At 58.8% G+C, this 19,030-nt stretch carries 18 protein-coding genes; 11 read left to right on the top strand and 7 right to left on the bottom strand.

Going from position 1 to position 19,030, the window contains the following annotated elements:
- Positions 1-119: 119 nt before the first annotated feature.
- From ACUZ9P_RS05635 to ACUZ9P_RS05625, 3 genes are all read left to right on the top strand, one after another.
- Positions 120-533: a hypothetical protein gene (locus ACUZ9P_RS05635; protein ID WP_449248977.1), complete on the top strand. Its 414-nt coding sequence runs from the start codon at positions 120-122 to the stop codon at positions 531-533.
- Between the two features lie 123 nt (positions 534-656).
- The gene (locus ACUZ9P_RS05630; protein ID WP_449248976.1) at positions 657-1,727 is read left to right on the top strand and encodes a sulfite exporter TauE/SafE family protein; all 1,071 of its coding nucleotides are present in this window, start codon (positions 657-659) and stop codon (positions 1,725-1,727) included.
- A gap of 209 nt (positions 1,728-1,936) precedes the next feature.
- The gene (locus ACUZ9P_RS05625; RefSeq protein ID WP_449248975.1) at positions 1,937-3,544 is read left to right on the top strand and encodes a diguanylate cyclase domain-containing protein; all 1,608 of its coding nucleotides are present in this window, start codon (positions 1,937-1,939) and stop codon (positions 3,542-3,544) included.
- 91 nt (positions 3,545-3,635) lie between these two features.
- On the opposite strand, the gene ACUZ9P_RS05620 is transcribed toward ACUZ9P_RS05625, so the two are convergent.
- The 3 genes from ACUZ9P_RS05620 to modA form a co-directional block, all read right to left on the bottom strand.
- Positions 3,636-4,397, bottom strand: coding sequence for an ATP-binding cassette domain-containing protein (locus ACUZ9P_RS05620; RefSeq protein ID WP_449248974.1), 762 nt, complete (start codon positions 4,395-4,397; stop codon positions 3,636-3,638).
- On the bottom strand, positions 4,394-5,074 hold the full coding sequence (modB, locus tag ACUZ9P_RS05615) for a molybdate ABC transporter permease subunit (protein ID WP_449248973.1): 681 nt from the start codon (positions 5,072-5,074) through the stop codon (positions 4,394-4,396). Before modB ends, ACUZ9P_RS05620 begins: the two co-directional genes overlap by 4 nt.
- Positions 5,075-5,224: 150 nt before the next feature.
- Positions 5,225-5,992 carry a molybdate ABC transporter substrate-binding protein gene (gene modA, locus ACUZ9P_RS05610; RefSeq protein ID WP_449248972.1) on the bottom strand — a complete coding sequence of 256 codons (768 nt, stop codon included), beginning with the start codon at positions 5,990-5,992 and terminating at the stop codon, positions 5,225-5,227.
- Between the two features lie 154 nt (positions 5,993-6,146).
- Here modA and ACUZ9P_RS05605 point away from each other — a divergent pair, with 154 nt between their 5' ends.
- Positions 6,147-7,271, top strand: a complete 1,125-nt coding sequence (locus ACUZ9P_RS05605) for a TOBE domain-containing protein (protein WP_022659873.1) — start codon at positions 6,147-6,149, stop codon at positions 7,269-7,271.
- A 95-nt stretch (positions 7,272-7,366) separates the two neighbouring features.
- On the opposite strand, the gene ACUZ9P_RS05600 is transcribed toward ACUZ9P_RS05605, so the two are convergent.
- The 4 genes from ACUZ9P_RS05600 to ACUZ9P_RS05585 form a co-directional block, all read right to left on the bottom strand.
- Entirely contained in the window at positions 7,367-8,422 is a 1,056-nt protein-coding gene (locus ACUZ9P_RS05600) for a GntG family PLP-dependent aldolase (protein WP_449248971.1), read from the bottom strand.
- A gap of 12 nt (positions 8,423-8,434) precedes the next feature.
- A complete protein-coding gene (locus tag ACUZ9P_RS05595) occupies positions 8,435-9,670 on the bottom strand; it encodes a dicarboxylate/amino acid:cation symporter (protein WP_027181017.1) in 1,236 nt (411 codons plus the stop codon).
- 67 nt (positions 9,671-9,737) lie between these two features.
- Complete coding sequence (locus ACUZ9P_RS05590) at positions 9,738-10,394, bottom strand: GntR family transcriptional regulator (protein WP_022659876.1); 657 nt, start codon at positions 10,392-10,394, stop codon at positions 9,738-9,740.
- Between the two features lie 252 nt (positions 10,395-10,646).
- Complete coding sequence (locus tag ACUZ9P_RS05585) at positions 10,647-11,648, bottom strand: TIGR01212 family radical SAM protein (protein ID WP_449248970.1); 1,002 nt, start codon at positions 11,646-11,648, stop codon at positions 10,647-10,649.
- A gap of 226 nt (positions 11,649-11,874) precedes the next feature.
- Between ACUZ9P_RS05585 and ACUZ9P_RS05580 the strand changes: the two genes are divergently transcribed.
- From ACUZ9P_RS05580 to ACUZ9P_RS05550, 7 genes are all read left to right on the top strand, one after another.
- A complete protein-coding gene (locus ACUZ9P_RS05580) occupies positions 11,875-12,915 on the top strand; it encodes a rod shape-determining protein (protein WP_022659878.1) in 1,041 nt (346 codons plus the stop codon).
- Positions 12,916-13,036: 121 nt separating this feature from the next.
- Positions 13,037-13,927 carry a rod shape-determining protein MreC gene (gene mreC, locus ACUZ9P_RS05575; protein ID WP_022659879.1) on the top strand — a complete coding sequence of 297 codons (891 nt, stop codon included), beginning with the start codon at positions 13,037-13,039 and terminating at the stop codon, positions 13,925-13,927.
- The gene (locus ACUZ9P_RS05570; protein ID WP_022659880.1) at positions 13,924-14,394 is read left to right on the top strand and encodes a hypothetical protein; all 471 of its coding nucleotides are present in this window, start codon (positions 13,924-13,926) and stop codon (positions 14,392-14,394) included. The genes mreC and ACUZ9P_RS05570 overlap by 4 nt, the downstream gene beginning before the upstream one ends.
- Positions 14,378-16,294, top strand: a complete 1,917-nt coding sequence (mrdA, locus tag ACUZ9P_RS05565; protein WP_449248969.1) for a penicillin-binding protein 2 — start codon at positions 14,378-14,380, stop codon at positions 16,292-16,294. Before ACUZ9P_RS05570 ends, mrdA begins: the two co-directional genes overlap by 17 nt.
- Positions 16,295-16,483: 189 nt before the next feature.
- A complete protein-coding gene (gene rodA, locus ACUZ9P_RS05560; protein ID WP_298998538.1) occupies positions 16,484-17,590 on the top strand; it encodes a rod shape-determining protein RodA in 1,107 nt (368 codons plus the stop codon).
- A gap of 23 nt (positions 17,591-17,613) precedes the next feature.
- On the top strand, positions 17,614-17,955 hold the full coding sequence (locus ACUZ9P_RS05555) for a bactofilin family protein (RefSeq protein WP_192113538.1): 342 nt from the start codon (positions 17,614-17,616) through the stop codon (positions 17,953-17,955).
- A 369-nt stretch (positions 17,956-18,324) separates the two neighbouring features.
- Positions 18,325-18,879, top strand: coding sequence for a GAF domain-containing protein (locus tag ACUZ9P_RS05550; RefSeq protein ID WP_022659885.1), 555 nt, complete (start codon positions 18,325-18,327; stop codon positions 18,877-18,879).
- The last annotated feature ends 151 nt before the right edge of the window (positions 18,880-19,030 follow it).

Here is a 19,030-nt window from a genome sequence, read left to right as displayed (position 1 = left end):
GAAACAGTAACGGGGCAGCATGCCACACATTGCGTAACAAATAAATTAATATAAATTCAGCATGTTACAGATTGAACTTTTTGGCACAATAGTTGTAGTCACAAACGCAGGAGGCCGACATGAACACCCTGCAAAAAACGATGGAAAACTGGTTTACCGCTGTGGCGTATGCCGATGCCGGGCAATCCGGCTGGACAGACGATTTGTGGAATCTGAACGGCAAGCGCGAAAACACGGTGCTGAAGCAGACCTTGCTTTATGGCGCGGGCAGCATTGTCATTTACGTACTGGCTTTTAGTAATGCCGATGCCTTTGCCGCCCTGTGCGCAAAGGGCGGTCTGTGGACAGCCCTGCCCATCGCCTCGGTGCTGCTGCTCTCTTACGTGCACGGTCACTTTGCCGGTGCGCTCTGGGAATTGTGCGGTATTACCGGCATGCAAAAGAAGAGCGCGCAACCCACTGCAAAGGTTGCGAGCCGTCAGAGCGCCGCACCTGCCCCCCGGCTGGACACCACTGCCGTGGTTCACGGCTAACCGACCGTTTTTCACAAGTCCGGGCCGCGCCGCCCGGCTCAATTTTTTTGTTCAGCGACGGCATGCCTGGCCTTGCGCCAGCGCACAACAGTACGCCCAGGCAGCCTGCCAGCCGGAGGTAACATGGATCTGCTCAGTCTTGACCCGTCCCAGTTCATCACACTCACGCCCGTTTCCGTGGCCTTTCTGCTGGCCGTGGGATTTGTGGGCGGGCTTGTAAGCGGTTTTATCGGTTCCGGCGGGGCCTTTATTCTCACGCCGGGCATGATGGGCCTGGGTGTGCCCGGTGCCGTGGCTGTTGCCAGCAACATGTGCCACAAGTTCCCCAAGGCCATGGTGGGCGCCATCAAGCGCTACCGCTTCGGTCAGGTGGATGTAAAACTGGGTCTGGTTATCGCTGCAACCGCTGGCATAGGCGTACAGGTTGGCATCCGCATTCAGCGTTTTATTCTGGAAAAATGGGGCCAGGCCGGGTCTGATCTTTACGTCAGCGTTTCCTTTGTGGTGGTTCTCGTTGTGGTGGGCAGCTACATTCTCAAGGATGCCCTGCACTCAAGCCATTCCGGCAAGGAGGATGACGAAAGCACGCCGCCCCTTGCCCAAAAGTTGCAGGCTATCAACCTGCCCCCCATGATGTCCTTTCCCAAATCCGGCTTGCGTATTTCGCTGTGGTTTACCCTGCCCGTGGGCATAGCCACAGGTATGCTGGCTGCCACCATTGCCGTGGGCGGATTCGTGGGCGTGCCGGGGCTTATCTATGTGATCGGCGTACCCGGACTCATTGCATCCGGCACGGAACTTGTCACAGCCTTTGTCATGGGCCTGTGCGGCTCGGTCAACTGGGCCATGCACGGCATGATAGACATCCGCCTCGTCTTTATCATCCTGGCGGGCTCCCTGCTTGGCGTGCAGCTTGGGGCCATCGGCACCACCTACGTCAAACCCATCATGATCAAGTACGTCATGGCCGCCATCATGCTTATTGTTGCCGCAAGCCGCATTGTCGCCCTGCCGGGCTACCTCAGCGCGCTGGGGCTTATCCAGATGGGCCCGGGGATTCTCTATCTGCTCAAGGTCGTGAGCTTCATAACCATGTGCGCCGGATTACTCGTTGGCGCGGGCATGATCCTTGGCGGCATGTGGCGCGGGCAAAAGCGCAACCGCAAAGAAGCGGCGCTGGGCAGCGCGGCCTGAAGCATCTCTCATAAAAAAACCAATAACATCTTCTCCTCAAACCCTATAGCAAAAGGGGGGTGCATTGCGTCTGCACCCCCCTTTTATTTTCCTGACAAAGGCAGTGCGCGAACAGTTAAACCCATTGCCTATTTCCTGATTTTCTGTATGGTTTCAAAATCACCAGCATACTTTACCAGCTTTTCTGCCATCCCTTCGCAGGAGGAGCCATGCGCATATTCACGCGCAGCCTCAAGGCGCAGTTTATTGAGGCATTCACGCTGCTTATCCTGCTGTCATCATGCTTTCTTGCGGCCATAACCGGGCGCGAAGCCAGCAGCGAGGCCCGCTACGAACGCGGCCTGCTGCTGACCAACCGTGTGCAATCCCTTGCCAAGGCCCTTGATCAGTCCATGTGGTTCTGGATCAAGGAGGTGGGCACTCTGCGCCACACGGTGGGGCTGATCGGCGGCGATATGAAAAAACTATCCACCGCCGTGAACCGGTTGCAGGACACCATGCCCGCCTTTGCCTGGATCGGCCTCATGAATCCCCAGGGCAAGGTTCTGGTCGCCACCGATGGAGTGCTGGAAGGAGCAGATCTTTCCATCTGCGCCATCTTCCGCCAGGGCAAAAACGGCCTCTTTGTGGGCGACGTGCGCAAGGCCACCCTGCTTGCCCAGCTGCTGCCCCACCCAGAAAACTCCCCGATGAAATTTGTGGACATCAGCATGCCCATTGGCGAGGGCGATCTGAAAGACTGGGTGCTGGTAGCCCATCTGAGCTGGGCGTGGGCCAGAGAGGTTGAGGAATTCATCCTTTCGGGCGAAGGATCGGATACTAACACCAAGATTATGGTTCTAGGTGCAGACGGTAGCGTCATTCTGGGCGGCGACACTGAAAAGCCCCTGGCCCTGCCCCTGCTGCAAGAACTTGAGCGCTCCACTTCGGCCTGGGCCGTAGAAACATGGCCCGATGGCATTGCCTACCTCACCGCGGCAGTAAGCTGCACGGGATTTAAAGACTACGATGGCTTGCAGTGGAGCGTGGTTGCGCGGCAATCGCTGGATGCCGCCTACGAACCCGTGCGTCGCCTTGTGGCGCGCATTCTTGTGGCTGGCCTCTTGCTGGCGGTGCTGTTCGCACTGGTTGCCGGATACATTGCCCAGCGCACCATTGCCCCCCTCAAGGCGCTTACCGCAGCAGCAGACAGGCTCAGCCGGGGCGAACGCGTCACCATTCCGCGCAATCGGGGCATACGCGAAATCGAGGTACTTTCAGCCTCCTTGTCCACACTGGTCGAAAACCTCACCCGCACAGAAAAAGACCGGAACCGCATACAGCATGCCGCAGAACGCGATGCCCTCACAGGCCTGTTGAACAGGCACGGTCTGGCTGCGCGCATTGAAGAGGCCATGCCCAGCCTGATGCAAAGCCAGGGGCTGGTCGAACTGCTGTATATGGATCTGGACGGCTTCAAACCAGTCAACGATGCGCACGGGCACCACGTGGGCGATGCCGTGCTGACCATTCTGGGGCAGCGCCTTACGCGTTGCTTGCGTAAGGATGATGTGCTGGTGCGGCTGGGAGGCGATGAATTTCTGGCCCTGCTCGGCCATACCAGGGGCACGCCAGACATACTGCGCACAATTAACCGCATCCGCGAGGATGTGGGAGCGCCCATTTCCATCGACGGCCTCATGCTGCGCATCGGCATCAGCATAGGGCACGCCACATGGCACTGCGCGAACGAGTCTGTTGAAGATGCGCTCAAACGGGCCGACAGCGAACTTTACATGGTCAAACGGATGTCAAAATCCTCGCAGGAAATGCTGTAGCAGAACGCCGCCAGCATTAGCCCACCTTTCCCTCGCAGACTGTCACCACCGGCTATTTTTTTTGCACTCGGCTTAAAAGAGCGATACGCCGTCAGGCCGATTGACAGGCCCAGGCCTGCTCCTGCAAATGCCGCAGACACTTGCCCGCTGTGGCAAAAGCCTTGCGCAGATCTGCATAGTCCGGCACCGTGCGCGCGCCGCCCCGGTCATAGAGCACAAGCCCGCCCGCAAAGGTATCCACATCGTCAGGGTCGTGACTGATAATCACGGCAGGGATGGTCAGGTCATCCATCAGTTCGAGCAGTTCTTCGCGCAGGCGTTCGCGCAGCAGAGGATCAAGGGCGGAAAAAGGCTCATCAAGCAGCAGAAGCAAGGGGTCTGCATTGAGCGCCCGCGCCAGAGCCGCGCGTTGCCGCTGCCCGCCAGATATCTGCGAGGGCAGGTGGGCCGCCAGATGCCCGATGCCCAAGCGTTCCAGCATGGCCTGCGCCTTGTCGCGCTCCTCGCCGCGCACCTTCCAGGGCCAGCAGCCCGTGCGCGGATAGGCCACGTTCTGCAACAGGCTCAGGTGTGGAAACAGTGCGTAATCCTGAAACATATAGCCGATACGCCGCTTCTGCACAGAAACAAACACGCCCTGCGCATCATCGTACAACGTGCAGTCGCCAATGCGGATGTGGCCTGCATCGGGCTTTGTCAGCCCCGCCAGGCACTGCATGGTCAGCGATTTTCCGGAACCGGAAGGGCCAAAAAGCACCGCGCACTTGTGCTCGTCGCCGATATCGTAGCGCACATCCAGATTGAAGGGCGTAACCCCGTTCCTGAAACTTTTTACCAGCCGCAACGAGATCATCTGCGCCGCCTCTTGAGTTTCACAAGCAGTTCCGCCGCCATCAGCAGGGTCACGCACACGGCGGAGGTAATGAACACAAGCCAGGAGGCCTGGAGGTCATTACCCGCCTGAAAGGCATCGTAGATGGCAAGGGCCAGAGTCTGGGTCTTGCCGGGGATATTGCCCGCAATCATCAGGGTTGCGCCAAATTCGCCCATGCCGCGCGCAAAGGCCAGCATGATGCCCGCAAAAATACCCTTCCAGGCCAAGGGTAGAGACACGCTGACAAACACCCTCCATTCCGAGGCCCCAAGCGTGCGGGCCGCGTCTTCCAGATGTTTGTCCACCTGCTCCAGCGCTGCGCGGGCCGACTTGTAGATAAGCGGAAAAACCACAACAGTGGCTGCAACCACAGCCCCCTGCCAGGAAAAAATCAGATTGATGCCCAGTTCTGCCAGCCCATGCCCAAAAACGCCGCGCCGCCCCACCAGCAAGATAAGATAGTAGCCAAGCACTGTGGGGGGCAGCACCAGCGGCAACGAGCACAGGGCGTCCAGCAGGGCGGGCATGGGGCCTTTTTTGCGGGCCAGCCGCCAGGCCGCCAGCGTTGCCACAACAAAGGAAACAGCCGTAGCCGCTCCTGCCACGCGCAACGAAAGCTCCAGCGGGCTCCAGATAAACGCCAGGTCAAAATCCATTTCCAACTCTGCCCCCTGCCACTGAACTGATCCGTTGATACGTAAAAAATACTGAAGGCGGTTGCCGCTTCTGCCAAAACGGCAACCGCCAGTAAGCACAATCCATCATTGCAGGCCGGTGCGCAAGGGCACGGGCCGCGCCTTCATGCACTACGGCTTGGAGAAACCGTACTTGGCGAGCACTGCCTGCCCTTCAGGCGAAAGCACAAAGTTCAGAAATTCCTGGCCCATCTTGGCATCCTTGCCAGTGGTGGCAACGGCAATGGGATAGCTCACGGGATCGTGACCTTCCACAATCATGACCACTTCAACCTTGTCCGCAAGCTGCTTGGCATCTGTACGGTAAACAAAACCAGCATCAACCTCGCCACGGGCTACATAGTCCAGCACCTGACGCACACTGTTGCCCATGATAAGCTGGGGCTGCACGGCTTCCCACAGTTTGGCGGTGTTCAGCGCGTCCTTGGTGTAACGTCCGGCGGGCACCGAATCGGGATTGCCGATGGCAATACGCTTGAATGCCTTGATGTCTTCAAGCTTGGCGGGCTTTTTGGAGCCAGCGGGCACGATAAGCACGAGGTCGTTGAGCGCAAAGTCCTTCCGCGTAGCGGGGTCAACAACCTTGGCGGCCACGGCCTTGTCCATGGTGCCCTGGTCGGCAGAGGCAAAGACGTCTACGGGCGCGCCTTCCTGAATCTGTTTGAGCAGCGGATTGGAGGCAGCATAGTTGGTGTGCACCTGCAAGCCGGTGTGCTTCTTTTCAAACACGCCTTTGATTTCGTTAAAGGCATTTGTAAGGCTGGCAGCGGCAGAAACGGTTATTTCCGCAGCCTGAACGGGAAGGCTGAGCAAGGCCACGCAACCCAGCGCCAAAGCTATGCGGCAAAAGGCCCCACGAGCGTATGCAGTCTTTTTCATGAAATTCCTCCGTGCGCCAGAAGCGCGGTTTGTACATCAACAGTACAGAACCCTTGAGGGCGAGCAATACAGTCACGTTTTTTGATGAAAGCGTGAACACTGTACAACAAAAGGGTTTTACTTGTATAAGGCAGGAAAACTGACGGGAATCAGCATGGAAAAAAACAAAAACCGTGAGGAAATGGCCGCGCTTTTGCGCTCCCTCTCTTCCGCAGACAGGGCATGGCTGCGCCAGCGCCTTATGCGGCGCGACTCCGCCGCTCTGCTGCAGGATACAGGGCGCATCAGCCCGCGCGAGCTTCTGGCCGTGGAAACATGGCTGTGGGAACGGGCCAGCGCTGCCCGTGGCCCGCGCGAAAAGCGCCCTCGCCTGCGCATGTGGCTGATTTTCATGCTGCTGCGCTACGCAGCCCTGCGGCTTGTGGAAATTTTTGAAATCATGCCTGCGCATCTTGATTTTCAGGACGGCGTTATCCATGTGCCGGGCAGCAACGATGCCCCCGGTCGCGAGGTTCCCCTGCCGCTTACCATCAGCCGCCGCCTCAAGCGTGTGCTGGAAGACCCGGCGCTGTTTCCTGAAACCCGCGAGCTCATGCGCTGCGACGCCAGTTATGTGCGCCGCTGCCTGCAACAGTGCGGCGCTGCCTGCGGCCTGCCCAAAGGCCTTTTGAGCGCCCGCGCCCTGCGCCATACCCGCGCCCTTGAGCTGGGCAGACAAGGCCTGCCCCTGCCCGTTGTGGATATTTTTCTTGGCCGGCGATCCGCGCCCGGCCAGAGCGGCATTGTCCGCTGCGACCCGCAGGAGGCCAAACGCCTGCTGCGCGAACAACTGCAAAGGGAGCGACCCATGAAAACCAGTGCGCGCAACGTCTTTCAGGGGCGCATAACCTCATTGCGCCAGAGCGGGCTGCTGGTCGAAGTGGTGCTGCGTACCGCAGGCGGCCTGCGTGTGGCCTCGCTCATTACGGACGAAAGCGCCAAGACCCTGGCCCTCAATGAAGGCAAGCTGGTCAATGCCAGCATCAAGGCACCCTGGGTGCTGGTGCAGGGGGGCGAACTCTCGCCCAAAAGCTCTCCTCCGGCGGAGAACTGCTTTACCGGCGTAGTGGAAAGGGTGCGGGAAGATGAAATGGTGGCTGAAATTCTGGTGGCGCTCGGCGAAGGCAGTCAGGTCTGCGCCCTGCGCAACCGTGGGCCGGAAAACCCCATCAATCTTGTGGCCGGGCAAACCGTAACGGTATTTTTCAAGGCTTTTTCCGTCATTCTCACCGTAGATTAGCCAGAAACTCACAAACAAAGCCGCGCCAACAGTCGTTATGACCATCGGCGCGGCTTTATCATTTTTTTATTGCAGCGACAGTTTACTGGCAGGCATTACTTCCACAGGGCGCGGTTTTCTTCCATAAAGCGCTCAAAGGCCTCAATGGCTCGCGCCATATCCTGACGCCCCACGCCATTGTAAGTTGTCAGCCGCAGATGATTCTTGCCCATGCCCTTAGCCAGCAGCCCCAGAGGTGCAAGCTTTTGCTCGAACCATTCTGAAGACCTGCCGGAAGCGCTTATATCCAGCATCACAATATTGCTCTGCACAGGCGTGAGCACAAACTCGTCATAGGCCGCCAAGGCCGCGCCGAGATGGCGGGCGTTTTCGTGGTCTTCCGCAAGGCGCTCAATGCCCCTTCGCAAGGCCACCAGCCCGGCAGCGGCCATAATGCCCGCCTGCCGCATGCCGCCGCCAAGCAATTTGCGCGTCTGCCGCGCCTGGGCAACGAACTCGCGCGTTCCGCACAGCACGGAACCGAACGGAGCGCCCAGCCCCTTGGAAAGGCAGAACATCACGCTGTCCGCGCAGGCGGCCAGATGCGCGGCGTCCACCCCGAGGGCCACGGCGGCGTTGAACAGACGCGCGCCGTCCATATGCACGGGAACCGCCGCCTTGCGGGCCGTAGCGGCGAGCGCCTGCTGCCGCGCCAGCGACACGCAGATGCCGCCGCCGAAGTTGTGGCTGTTTTCCACACAAGCCAGCTTGAGGCCCGGCGTCGCGCAAGCGGATGCAAAGGACGCGACTTCGGGCATGCCCTCCGCATCACGCGTATAAAACACCGGCTTAACGGCCAGGAACTTTTCCATGAATGGCGACTTTTCGGTGCGGAACACATGCAGGTCCGGCTCCAGAGCCGCAGCATCGCCACGGTCGCACCAGGTTGCCAGCGCGACGAGATTGGCCATGGTTCCCGACGGGCAAAAAAGCGCGGCTTCCTTGCCCAGCAGTTCGGCAGCATAATCTTCCAGCCGATTGACTGTGGGGTCGCCGCCGCGCCCTTCCGCATCAACACGGCCATCATCGCCCACTTCGGCCTCGCGCATGGCGGCGCGCATGGCCTCGGTGGGAATGGTCAGGGTATCACTGCGCAGATCGACTACAGGCATGAATTTCACCTTTTAGACTTCGGCGGTTTCTTCCGTCGGTTCATAGGCAATGCCCGCCCAGCGCATGACAAGCTTCACCGCGACGGTGTTGCTGACCACGTTGACGGCTGTACGGCCCATGTCCAGAAAAGCGTCCACCCCCGCGATGATGGCCAGAGCCTCCACAGGAATGCCAATGGTGGTCAGCACCATGGCAATGGCCACAAGGCCGCCTGAGGGCACGTTGGCGCTGCCCTTGCTGGCAAGCGTGGTCACCACGATGATGGAAAGCAGGGTGCTGGGATCCAGCGGAATGTTATAGGCATCCGCCAGAAAGCCCACGGCCAGCGCAAAATACATGATGGAGCCGTCGCGGTTGAAGGCATAGCCCAGAGGCAGCACCACAGAGGCTACGGCCTTGGGAACGCCCATTTCCACCAGTTTTTCCATGTGCAGGGGCAGTGTCGCCTCTGACGAGCGCGTGGCAAAGGCCAGAATCACAGGCTCGCTCACGGCCTTGGCGGTCTTGAGGGGGTGCTCGCCGATGCAGAGCATCAAAATGGCAAACAGCACCAGCAGCACGCCAAGCCCCAGATACATGACTAGGACCAGCTTGAGCAGGGCCAAAATGGTGTGCATGCCCTGCGTGGAAAACAGCCAGGCAATGATGGCGAAGATGGCAATGGGCGACAGGGCGATGATCCAGCCCGTGAGCTTGAAAACAGCGCCCATCAGAGCGTCCAGCACGTCAACGAGAGGCTTTGCCCTGCTGCCGGTGGAGGCCAGAGCAAGACCCAGCAGCACAGCAAACACCAGCACGGGCAGGAGGTTGGTGCCCGACATGGCCGCGAACACGTTGGAGGGGATCATGTCGAGGAAAAACTTTGTCCAGTTGACCGTGGTATTGATGTTCTTGGGCAGTTCTGCGGTGTGCGACAGATTGACGCCCACGCCGGGGTGGAACATGCCGTTGAGGGCAAGGCCAATGATGATCGCCACCACCGTGGCAATAAAAAAATAGAGCAGGCTGATAACGGAAACCTTGCCCAACTGCTTGGCGCTGTTGCCCATCTGGTAGATGCCAAGGGTGATGGCCGTGAACACCAGCGGCACCACGATCATCTTGATGGCCTGCACAAAGGCCGTACCCACCGGGGCCAGAGCCTGGGAAAAGTGCGGCGCAATAAAGCCGAACACAATGCCCAGAACAAGGCCGAGCACCATCTGAATTGGCAGCGGAATGGGCCGCTTTTTGCTGGTTTTTGTCATTTCCATCGCCTCTCTTCCCCCTCTGTTCCTTGCACGTAAAACGCCTTGTGATGCTCAGCGGCCAAGTTTAGTCGAGAACTGCAAGCAGTGAGCGCAGTTTCGTTTCCATGGCCTTTTGCAGATGATCCCAGACAAGCTGGTGAGCCAGGGTTTGATTGCGATCCAGAATGGCGTTGCCAATGGCGATATGTTCCTTGATCACCACGCGTGTCCGTTCTGCATCGTAATTTTTGACGCGCTGCATGGCCAAGGAGTTCTGCACGCGCACGTCTGCATAGAGTTTTGCCAGCCGCGTGTTGCCAGCGGCCTGAAATATGGCTTTGTGGAAATCCCAGCCGATGCGCTGCGCTTCAAAGGTATCAAGCTCCGGCCCGTTGGGCAGGGCCTGAAGTTCGGCAAGACAGGCCCGCAGCTCAGGGCTGCCGCCTTTTTCTGCCGCCAGCTTGGCGGCCATGCCTTCGAGCGCCAGACGCACCTCGTGAATTTCTTTCAGGTCTTCCACAGACAGGCGCTGCACAAAGGTACCCCGCAGGGGCACGCTCATGAGAACGCCCTCCCTGCACAGATCCTTGATGGCCTCGCGCACTGGCGTGCGCCCAAGTTGCAGGCTTTCAGCCAGGCTGCGTTCCGACAGTTCTTCGCCGGGGCTGAGCTGCCCTTGCGCGATCATGGAACGGATGGCCTCATACGCTGTGGAAGATGCCTTGGTGTTTGTCTGCTTCATAACTGGTATACCAGCACAAAGCCAAATAAATGTCCATACGCCACAGGGCGGCTCCAGCATGTTAACCTTATAATATTACAGAGGGGTGGAGTTTTTTGACCGAGAATAAACGAGTTGATTTGCGGCAACACCAAGTGAAACCAACAGGAATTCTTATGAAACCAGCTGAGCAAAGCCGTTAATGACGCAACCAGCCCCCCAGAGCCAACGATTGTGTCCGACAAAGATTTTTGGGCGCTGGCAAGGAAGTAGTTATTTTTGCGAAGGGAGTGTACTCTGACAGTACTCGACCCGAGCAAAATTACTTCTGACGCAGCCAGCGCTCAAAAAGACCGTCGGACACCCCTCAGGGGAGTCGCAGAACTTGCCTTGCCACAACTCCCTCGCCCCCAGCGCCCGCCGCAAATCCCCCAGCAGGCCGCGCTTGTCCGTGGCCCAGGTGGGGGCCAGCAGTTCACCGGGGGCTGGGTCGCTCTGGAGGCGGTGCATGACAATGTGCGAAGGGATGCGCGGCAGGGCGGCGCAGAGAAGGTCGACATATTCATCGCGCCAGAGGGGATGATACTGGCCTGCGGCGTACTGGCGGGCAAGTTCCGTCCCCTTGGGCACGTAAACGTTGTGCAGTTTGAGGCCGCTTATCGGCAGGGAGAGCGCCCAGTCCAGACTTTGCAGAAAATGGCCTTCGCCTTCACCGGGCAGCCCGGCCATGAGGTGAGCGCTTACGGCAATGCCGCGCGCTGCGGCCATGCGCACGGCATTTTCAGCGCTGGCTGCGGAATGGCCCCGGTTAATGCGGGCCAGGGTTTGGTCATGGGCCGTCTGCAAGCCCAGCTCCAGCCAGAGGTCGCAATCAAGGGCTGCGAGCAGGTCGAGCTTCTCGTCATCAAGACAATCGGGGCGGGTTCCCACGGCAATTCCAAAACAGCCGGGCAGTTGGCGAATCGTTTGGAGCAGTTGTTGCAGGCGTTCTGATGGCCCATACGTGTTAGAGAAGGATTGCAGGTATGCAATAAAGCGCGTATTGGGGTCGTCCCGCAGATATATGGAACGCCAGAAATTCCACTGTTGCAGTAGGGAATCGCCTTGTTTTGCACGGCCCGAGCCGGACCCATCGGCATTGCAAAACGTGCAGCCGGAAAATGAAAGCGTACCGTCGCGGTTGGGGCAGGAGGCCCCGGCGTCAAGTGGAATTTTTTGCACCCGGCTGCCATAGCGTCGATTATAATAAGCGGCCAGAGTATGCCAGCGCTGCATGTTTGCGTCCCTTGAAGGCTTATTTCCGCGCCTTCCGGCGGGACAAATATTTTAACCCTGCGTCCACCGTCTTGACTTCATGCCAGTTTTAGCAGAACAGTTTTCAGCCTGACGTTACCAATTCCAACAGCGCCCCCACTCCAGGCCTCTTCGCCTCGCCGGGTGCGGGAGTTGTTTCAACATGACGGTAAGGTAGCACACCAGCACAGCGAGGCAAGTTAGAGTAATGTCCAAAATTCTGGATTTCGCACTAGGATTGTTTTCCAATGATCTGGCCATTGACCTTGGCACAGCCAACACCTGCGTTTATGTCAAGGGGCAGGGAATTGTGTTGCGCGAGCCCTCGGTGGTCGCGGTCAAAAAAGACCCGCGCGGCAACAATGTAGTTCTTGCCGTTGGGCACGATGCCAAGCGCATGCTGGGCAGAACCCCTGGCAACATCTGGGCTATCCGCCCCATGAAAGACGGCGTTATCGCCGACTTTGAAGTTACCGAGGCCATGCTGCGCCACTTTATCGCCAAGGTTCACAATTCGCGGCGTCTTGTGCGCCCGCGTATCATGATCTGCGTACCTACGGGCATCACCCAGGTGGAAAAGCGCGCCGTGAAAGAGTCGGCCCAGTCCGCTGGCGCACGTGAAGTGTACCTCATCGAAGAACCCATGGCAGCGGCCATCGGCGCGGATCTGCCCATTCAGGAACCCACCTCCAACATGGTGGTGGATATCGGCGGCGGCACCACTGAAGTGGCGGTCATCTCCCTTTCGGGCATTGTGTACTCGCGCTCTGTGCGCGTGGGCGGCGACAAGATGGACGAAGCCATCATGACCCACGTCAAGCGCAAGTATAACATGCTCATCGGTGAATCTTCCGCTGAAGAAATCAAGATCAAGATCGCATCCGCCTACCCGCTCGATCCGGAACAACAGATCGAAGTCAAGGGCCGCGACCTTGTGACGGGTATTCCGCAGAACATTATCATCACCTCTGAAGAAGTGCGCAAAGCCATTTCTGAACAGGTGGACAGCATCGTTCAGGCTGTGCGCATCGCCCTGGAACAGACCCCGCCGGAACTGGCGGCGGATATTGTGGACAGGGGCATTGTGCTCACGGGCGGCGGCGCGCTGCTCAAGGGCCTTGACCAACTGCTGCGCGAAGAAACCTCGTTGCCCATTACGGTTGTGGACGATCCCTTGTCCACGGTTGTGGTGGGTACTGGCAAAGCGCTGGACAACCTGCACATTCTCAAAGAAGTGTGCATCGACTAGAACCGACCTTGTCCTCGCGCCCCTGTGCGGCTGACGCAATGCCGGAACACAAGCTTCCGGTTTTGCGTCTCCGGCTCAGGGGCGCGGTTTATTCCGCACCGGCTTTCAGGAGCTTCCGCCTGTGACACTGCGGCGTCTTCTCCTCCTTTCGGGCATTTTGCTCATCCTGTTTCTGGGCATGTACTCCTGGAATCAGCGCACGCGCGTTCTGGATGACCTGGCCGCGAAACTGGGGCTTGAAATCACCGGCGCGGTGCTCACGCCTGTTCGTTCCGCGCAGGACGCTGCGGAAACCATGTGGGATCGCTACTTTGACCTTGTGGGCGTGCGTGAAGAAAACGAAGCCCTCAAGCAAAAGGTGGACGAGCTTGAAGCGCGCCTGCTTGCCAATGGTGAAGACCTGGCCGAGCTCAAACGCCTGCGCGCACTGGTGCAACTGCCGGTAGACCAGACATGGCGCCCCCTTGGCGCCCGCGTTCTTTCCGGCCGCATGGGCCCCAACGCCGTTCTTGACAGCATCACCATCAGCCGGGGTTACAGCACGGGCGGGCGGCCGGGCACGCCGCTGGTTACCCACCTTGGCTTGGTTGGCCGCGTTCTCAAGGCCAGCGCCCACAGCTCCATTGTGTTGCTGCTCACTGATCCCAGCAGCCGCATAGCCGTTTTTTCGCAAGAAAGCCGGGCTCCCGGCATCCTCATGGGCATGGGCACGGGCCAGAAGCTTGAAGTCAACTTTGTGCAGCGCGATGCCAAGGTCAAGCCAGGCGAAATAATCATCACCTCCGGTCTGGACGGCAAGTACCCCAAGGGCATACCCGTGGCGCGCGTACTGCGCGTGGCTCCTTCGGACTACACCCAGTTCATGGCCATCAAGGCTGAACCGCTGGTTGACCTGCAACACCTTGAAGAAGTGCTGCTGCTCGAATCCACCGGCGCGCCCCGCCCGCTGGAACCCAGCGAAGCTCCCAAAGAATTCGTGGGCCCGCCCGCGCCCAAAAGCGCCACGCCATGAGGACGCTCCGCAGCATTGCATGGTGGGCCTTTTTCATGGCCTGCGCCATTGTTTTGCAGGCGGCGGTACCGGGGCTTGACGTGCTCACGGTGGGCCTGATCATCCTGTTGCAGGAACGGGATTATAAAAATATGCTCTGGCTGCTGCCCGTGTTCATCCTGTTGCAGGAAGGCATGGGCACGCGCCCCTTCGGGGCCGTCATTGTCTGGTATGCCGCAGTCATTTTGCTGTTCAAGATGGGCCGCTGGCTGTTTGAAGTGGAAAATTTCATTTTTGTCTTTCTGCTGTCAGCCTGTCTGGGCGCCGCATACTACGCCATTGCGTGGCTCATGGCCCCTTTGCAGAACCTGCCTTTCGATGTGCAGGGAACCCTGGACACAAGCCTGATTCAGGCAATCTTTGTGCCCTTCGCCTGGCGGCTGTTGGTGGCCACCCGCCACTGGAACCCCAATGATCAGGAAAACTGACAACACCTCGCTGCTGGCGCACAAAGACAAGGCGCAGCATAAGGGCATTCGCTCCTGGCTCAAGATTCAGGTCGAGAGCGAGGGCTATCAGCCGCCGCGCGCTGGCGCAATCCTGCTTCAGGTTCTTGTGGGTCTGATGTTTTTTGTGCTTGTGGTGCGCTTCTGGTATTTGCAGGTACACAGAGGCGAAGAATTTGCGCGTCAGGCGCAGGACAACCGCCTGCGTATCGAGCGCATCTTTGCGCCGCGCGGGCGCATCATGGACGACAAGGGCAAGGTGCTGGCCGACAACCGCACCGCCTACGGCCTTTCCATCGTGCGCGAAGACTGCCACGACATCCCCGCCACCCTGGCCCAGATAAGCGAATGGTCGGGCATTCCCCTCCAGCAGGTCTGGGACAAGTTCCGTCAGGACCGCTTCAAGGTCAAACCCTTTGAGCCTCTGCTGCTCATCACCGATATCGACTTTGACCTTGTGGCCCGCATTGAATCCGAGATTCACGAATGGCCGGGGCTTGAAATTGTGGTGCGCACCAAGCGCAGTTACCCCGAGAAGGAACTTTTCGCCCATATTCTTGGCTACGTGGCAGAAGCCAACGAGCAGGAAATGGCCGCGGACAGCGCCCTTGCCATGGGCGATCTGGTGGGCAAGCAGGGGCTGGAACTGGAGCTGGAAAAGCAGTTGCGGGGCCGCAAGGGCCTGTACGATGTCGAGGTTGACGCCCACGCCCGAGTGCTTGGCAAAACCCTGCGTGATGAACCGCGCGGCGGGCACGAAATACATCTTTCGCTCGATGCGGGCCTGCAAAAGGCCGCCTGGGACGCCCTCGGCGGCGAGGCTGGCTGCATCGTGGTCATGGAGCCGGACAGCGGCAAGCTGCGCGCGCTGGTGACATCCCCGGCCTACGACAACAACCTTTTTGCTGCGGGCATTTCGCAACGCGACTGGGACGCCCTGCGCACCAATAACCGCTTTCCCTTGCAGAACCGCGTTATCCAGAGCGTGTACCCTCCAGGTTCCGTATGGAAGCTGATTATGGCCACCATGTTGCTTGAAAAGGGCGTTAATCCGCGTGAAAGCGTGTTCTGCCCCGGCCAGGTCAAACTGGGCAACCAGATTTTCCGCTGCTGGAAGCGCGGCGGGCACGGCTCGGAAGACCTCGTGCACGCGCTCATCGACTCCTGCGATGTCTATTTCTATCTTATGGGCGACCGTCTGGGCATTGACAAGTTGGAAGAATTCGCCAAGGCTTGTGGATTCGGGCGGCCTACAGGCATTGACCTGCCGCACGAAAAATCGGGCCTTGTGCCTTCGCGCGACTGGAAACGGCGGCGTTTTGGCCGTCCGTGGACACGCGGCGAAACCTACAACGTATCCATTGGCCAGGGCTACACTCTGGTGACGCCGGTGCAGGTGGCCGTATTTGTTTCGGCTCTGCTCAACGGCGGCGATCTGCTCAAGCCCCAGCTTGTGGATGACGCCACCCGCGAAGTGCGCGGGCGCGTGCCCGCCAAGCCTGAAACACTCAAGTTTGTGGTGGAGGCCATGCGCCGCACAGCCAACGGCGGCACAGCCAAGGTTGTGGGCCGCAAGGATGCCGACATGGGCGGCAAAACAGGCACGGCACAGGTGGTCAAGCTCAAGATGGCTGCGGGCGACCGCCGCCTGAAAATGTCGGAAATGGAATATGCCCAGCGTGACCACGCATGGATTGCCACTTGGGGTGTTAAAGACGGCAAAACCTATGTGGTTATTGTCATGGTGGAACACGGCGGCGGCGGTTCAAGCGTGGCTGGCCCTGTGGCCCGCAAGGTTTACGACTATCTTTTCGGGCCTGACCCCAACGCGCCCATGATCGTGTTGCCAGCCCCAACCGCAGCCGTAGAGCCCACGGACTAGGCACCATGTGCAAAGAGCCGGCACCGCGCACGGGCGCAAACAACGTTTGCCCCAATGGCGACAGCGCAGCCAACAATCGCAGCAAGGCCCGCCACGGCCAAAGAGTGTTGCGGTGCGGTGCGGCGGCCTATGGGCAAGCCTTTTCACACCACCCTGCAACCACGCATTCCTGACAAGCGGACAAGCGGCATGGATAATCGCCTTTTCAGCTATATCAACTGGGGCCTTCTGGCCTGTATGCTGCTGCTCTATCTTGTGGGCGTGGGCAACCTGTATTCCGCCAGCGGTACGCGCGTGGAATCTGGCCTGGCATTCAATTCCTTTTATCAGCGCCAGCTGATCTGGGGCCTGTGCGGCGTGGTATGCATGCTGCTGGCAATGGTTTTTGACTACCGCCAGTTGCGCAACCTTGCATGGCCTTTCTTTCTCATAACTGTCTTTCTTCTGCTGCTGGTGCCCATTGCAGGCAAAACAGTCTACGGTGCCAAGCGCTGGATTTCGCTGGGTTTCATGAGTTTGCAGCCTTCAGAAATGGCCAAGCTTTCCGTGCTGGTTCTTGTGGCGCGCCTGCTGGCGCGCGACAGCCGCCCCCTGGGCTGGAAAAATTTTTGCAGCGTGCTTTGCGTGGGCCTTGTTCCTTGCGGGCTTATTATCGTTCAGCCCGATCTGGGCACTACCCTGCTGATATTGCTGATCATGGGCGGCATGATCCTGTTCCACGGGCTTAGGGGCTATGTTCTCAAAACATGCCTGCTGGTCGCCCCAGCCGCGGTGGCCTTTATGTGGTTTGTGGGCATGCACGATTATCAGCGCCAACGCATCCTGACGTTTCTGGACCCCGGCAACGACCCGCGCGGCACCGGGTATCACATCATCCAGTCTCGCATTGCCATTGGCTCGGGCGAATTGTGGGGCAAGGGCTTTCGCGAAGGCACACAGAGCCAGTTGCGCTTTTTGCCCGAACGCCACTCCGACTTTGCCGTGGCTGTTTTTGGCGAGGAATGGGGCTTTGTGGGCTGCGTGGCTCTGGTCACGCTGTTCTGCCTGTTTTTGCTTTCCATCTTCTCAACCGCGGTTCAGGCCAAGGATCGCTTTGGCAGTACCCTCGTGGTTGGGGTGTTTTTTTACTTTTTCTGGCAGATTTTTATCAACATGGGCATGGTCATAGGCCTCATGCCGGTGGTGGGCATTCCCTTGCCCTTCATCAGCTACGGCGGCAGCGCCACAGTGGTCAACTTCACACTGCTTGGCATTGTGCTCAACGTGTCCATGCGACGTTTCATGTTTAAAAGCTAACTGTTAAGCCAAAGGGGATAAACGTGGCAAAGGACGAAATAGCGTACCTCGGCTCCGATACCGTCTATGAAGGCAAGCTCAACTTCAAGGGCACTGTGCGCATTGAAGGCCGCTATACTGGCGAAATTGTCAGTGACGGTACGCTCAACGTGGGCAAAGATGCTCAGGTGCAGGGCACCCTTGATGTGGGCGAACTGCTGCTTTCCGGCCACTTCACCGGCGATGTGACGGCAAAACGCCGCATCGTGGTTTACAGTTCCGGGGTGCTTGAAGGCCAGGTTGTCACCCCCAATCTGCTCACAGAAGAAGGCGGCATCATTGAAGGTCAGATCAGCATGAAGGCCCCGGTCAAGCCCAAGGCTTAAGGGCCTAAGGCTTAAGCGCGCAAGGCAAGAGCGCCTGAGGGCGCGCCAGCGGCGTTTTCACAATGTTCGCACTTCCCTGTGCAGATTGATCCATGAAACTCTGCGCGGTTCCGTTGCGGTGCAGGTTTCAGTGCTTGCAGCATAACTTCTGACAATGCAATGATCCGGGCCAGCAGCCCGCTGAAATCGCTTTACATTGGTGCTCTCTTGCCTGTTTGCGACGCATTCGCCGGGCCATGCCAGACCGCATTTGCCTGATGCAGAAAAATAGCGCATAGTTGGAACTGGAAAACGTGTTACAAACCAGATCAACAATTCATGCGCGGCAGGCTTTAATGCCTGTCGAAACGCTTTCCTCAGGAGGCACCTATGGCACACGATTATTTCCGTGCGCTCAGGGATGTGGCGCTGGTTATCAACTCCAGCCTTGAGCCCCGCGAAGTTCTGCACAAAATCACCGAGCAAACCGCCGTAACCATGGGCTGCAAAGCAAGCACCATCCGTCTGCTGGACAGCACCGGACGCTTCTTGCTGCCCAGCGCCGCCCACGGCCTTTCCTCCACCTACATGCGCAAAGGCCCGGTGGAAGTGAAACGCAGCGGCCTTGACGGCGAAGTGCTTTCCGGCAAGACCATCCACCTCAAGGACGCCACCGCCGACGGGCGCTTCCAGTACCCGGAATCGGCCAAGGCCGAAGGCCTTGTTTCCGTGCTGTCCTCTCCCCTCATGGCTGACGGCAAAGCCATTGGCCTCATCCGCGTGTATTCCGACGTGGAGCGCGAATTCAGTGCCGACGAGGAAACCTTCATGGAAGCCGTGGCTGCCATTTCGGCGCTGGCCATTGAAAACTCCCGTCTGCACGAGGCCTTGCGCAACAATTACGAGCTGATGGCCAAACACGCCTACTCTCTCTACGAAGACTAGGCCGCGCACAGGCGATTTTTCCCGGCTGCGGCGGCAGGATTCGACTGCTCGTGCAGCAAAGGCACTGCCGAAAAATGGCAGGCTTTTCTTTCGGGGACCAGAACCGCCGTGGCGCTGTGCATGCGCTTTTGCAAATTTGAGCCGTTGAATT

It is taken from the genome of Desulfovibrio intestinivivus, assembly GCF_053570665.1.
This window is presented reverse-complemented; position numbering and strand designations above follow the sequence as displayed.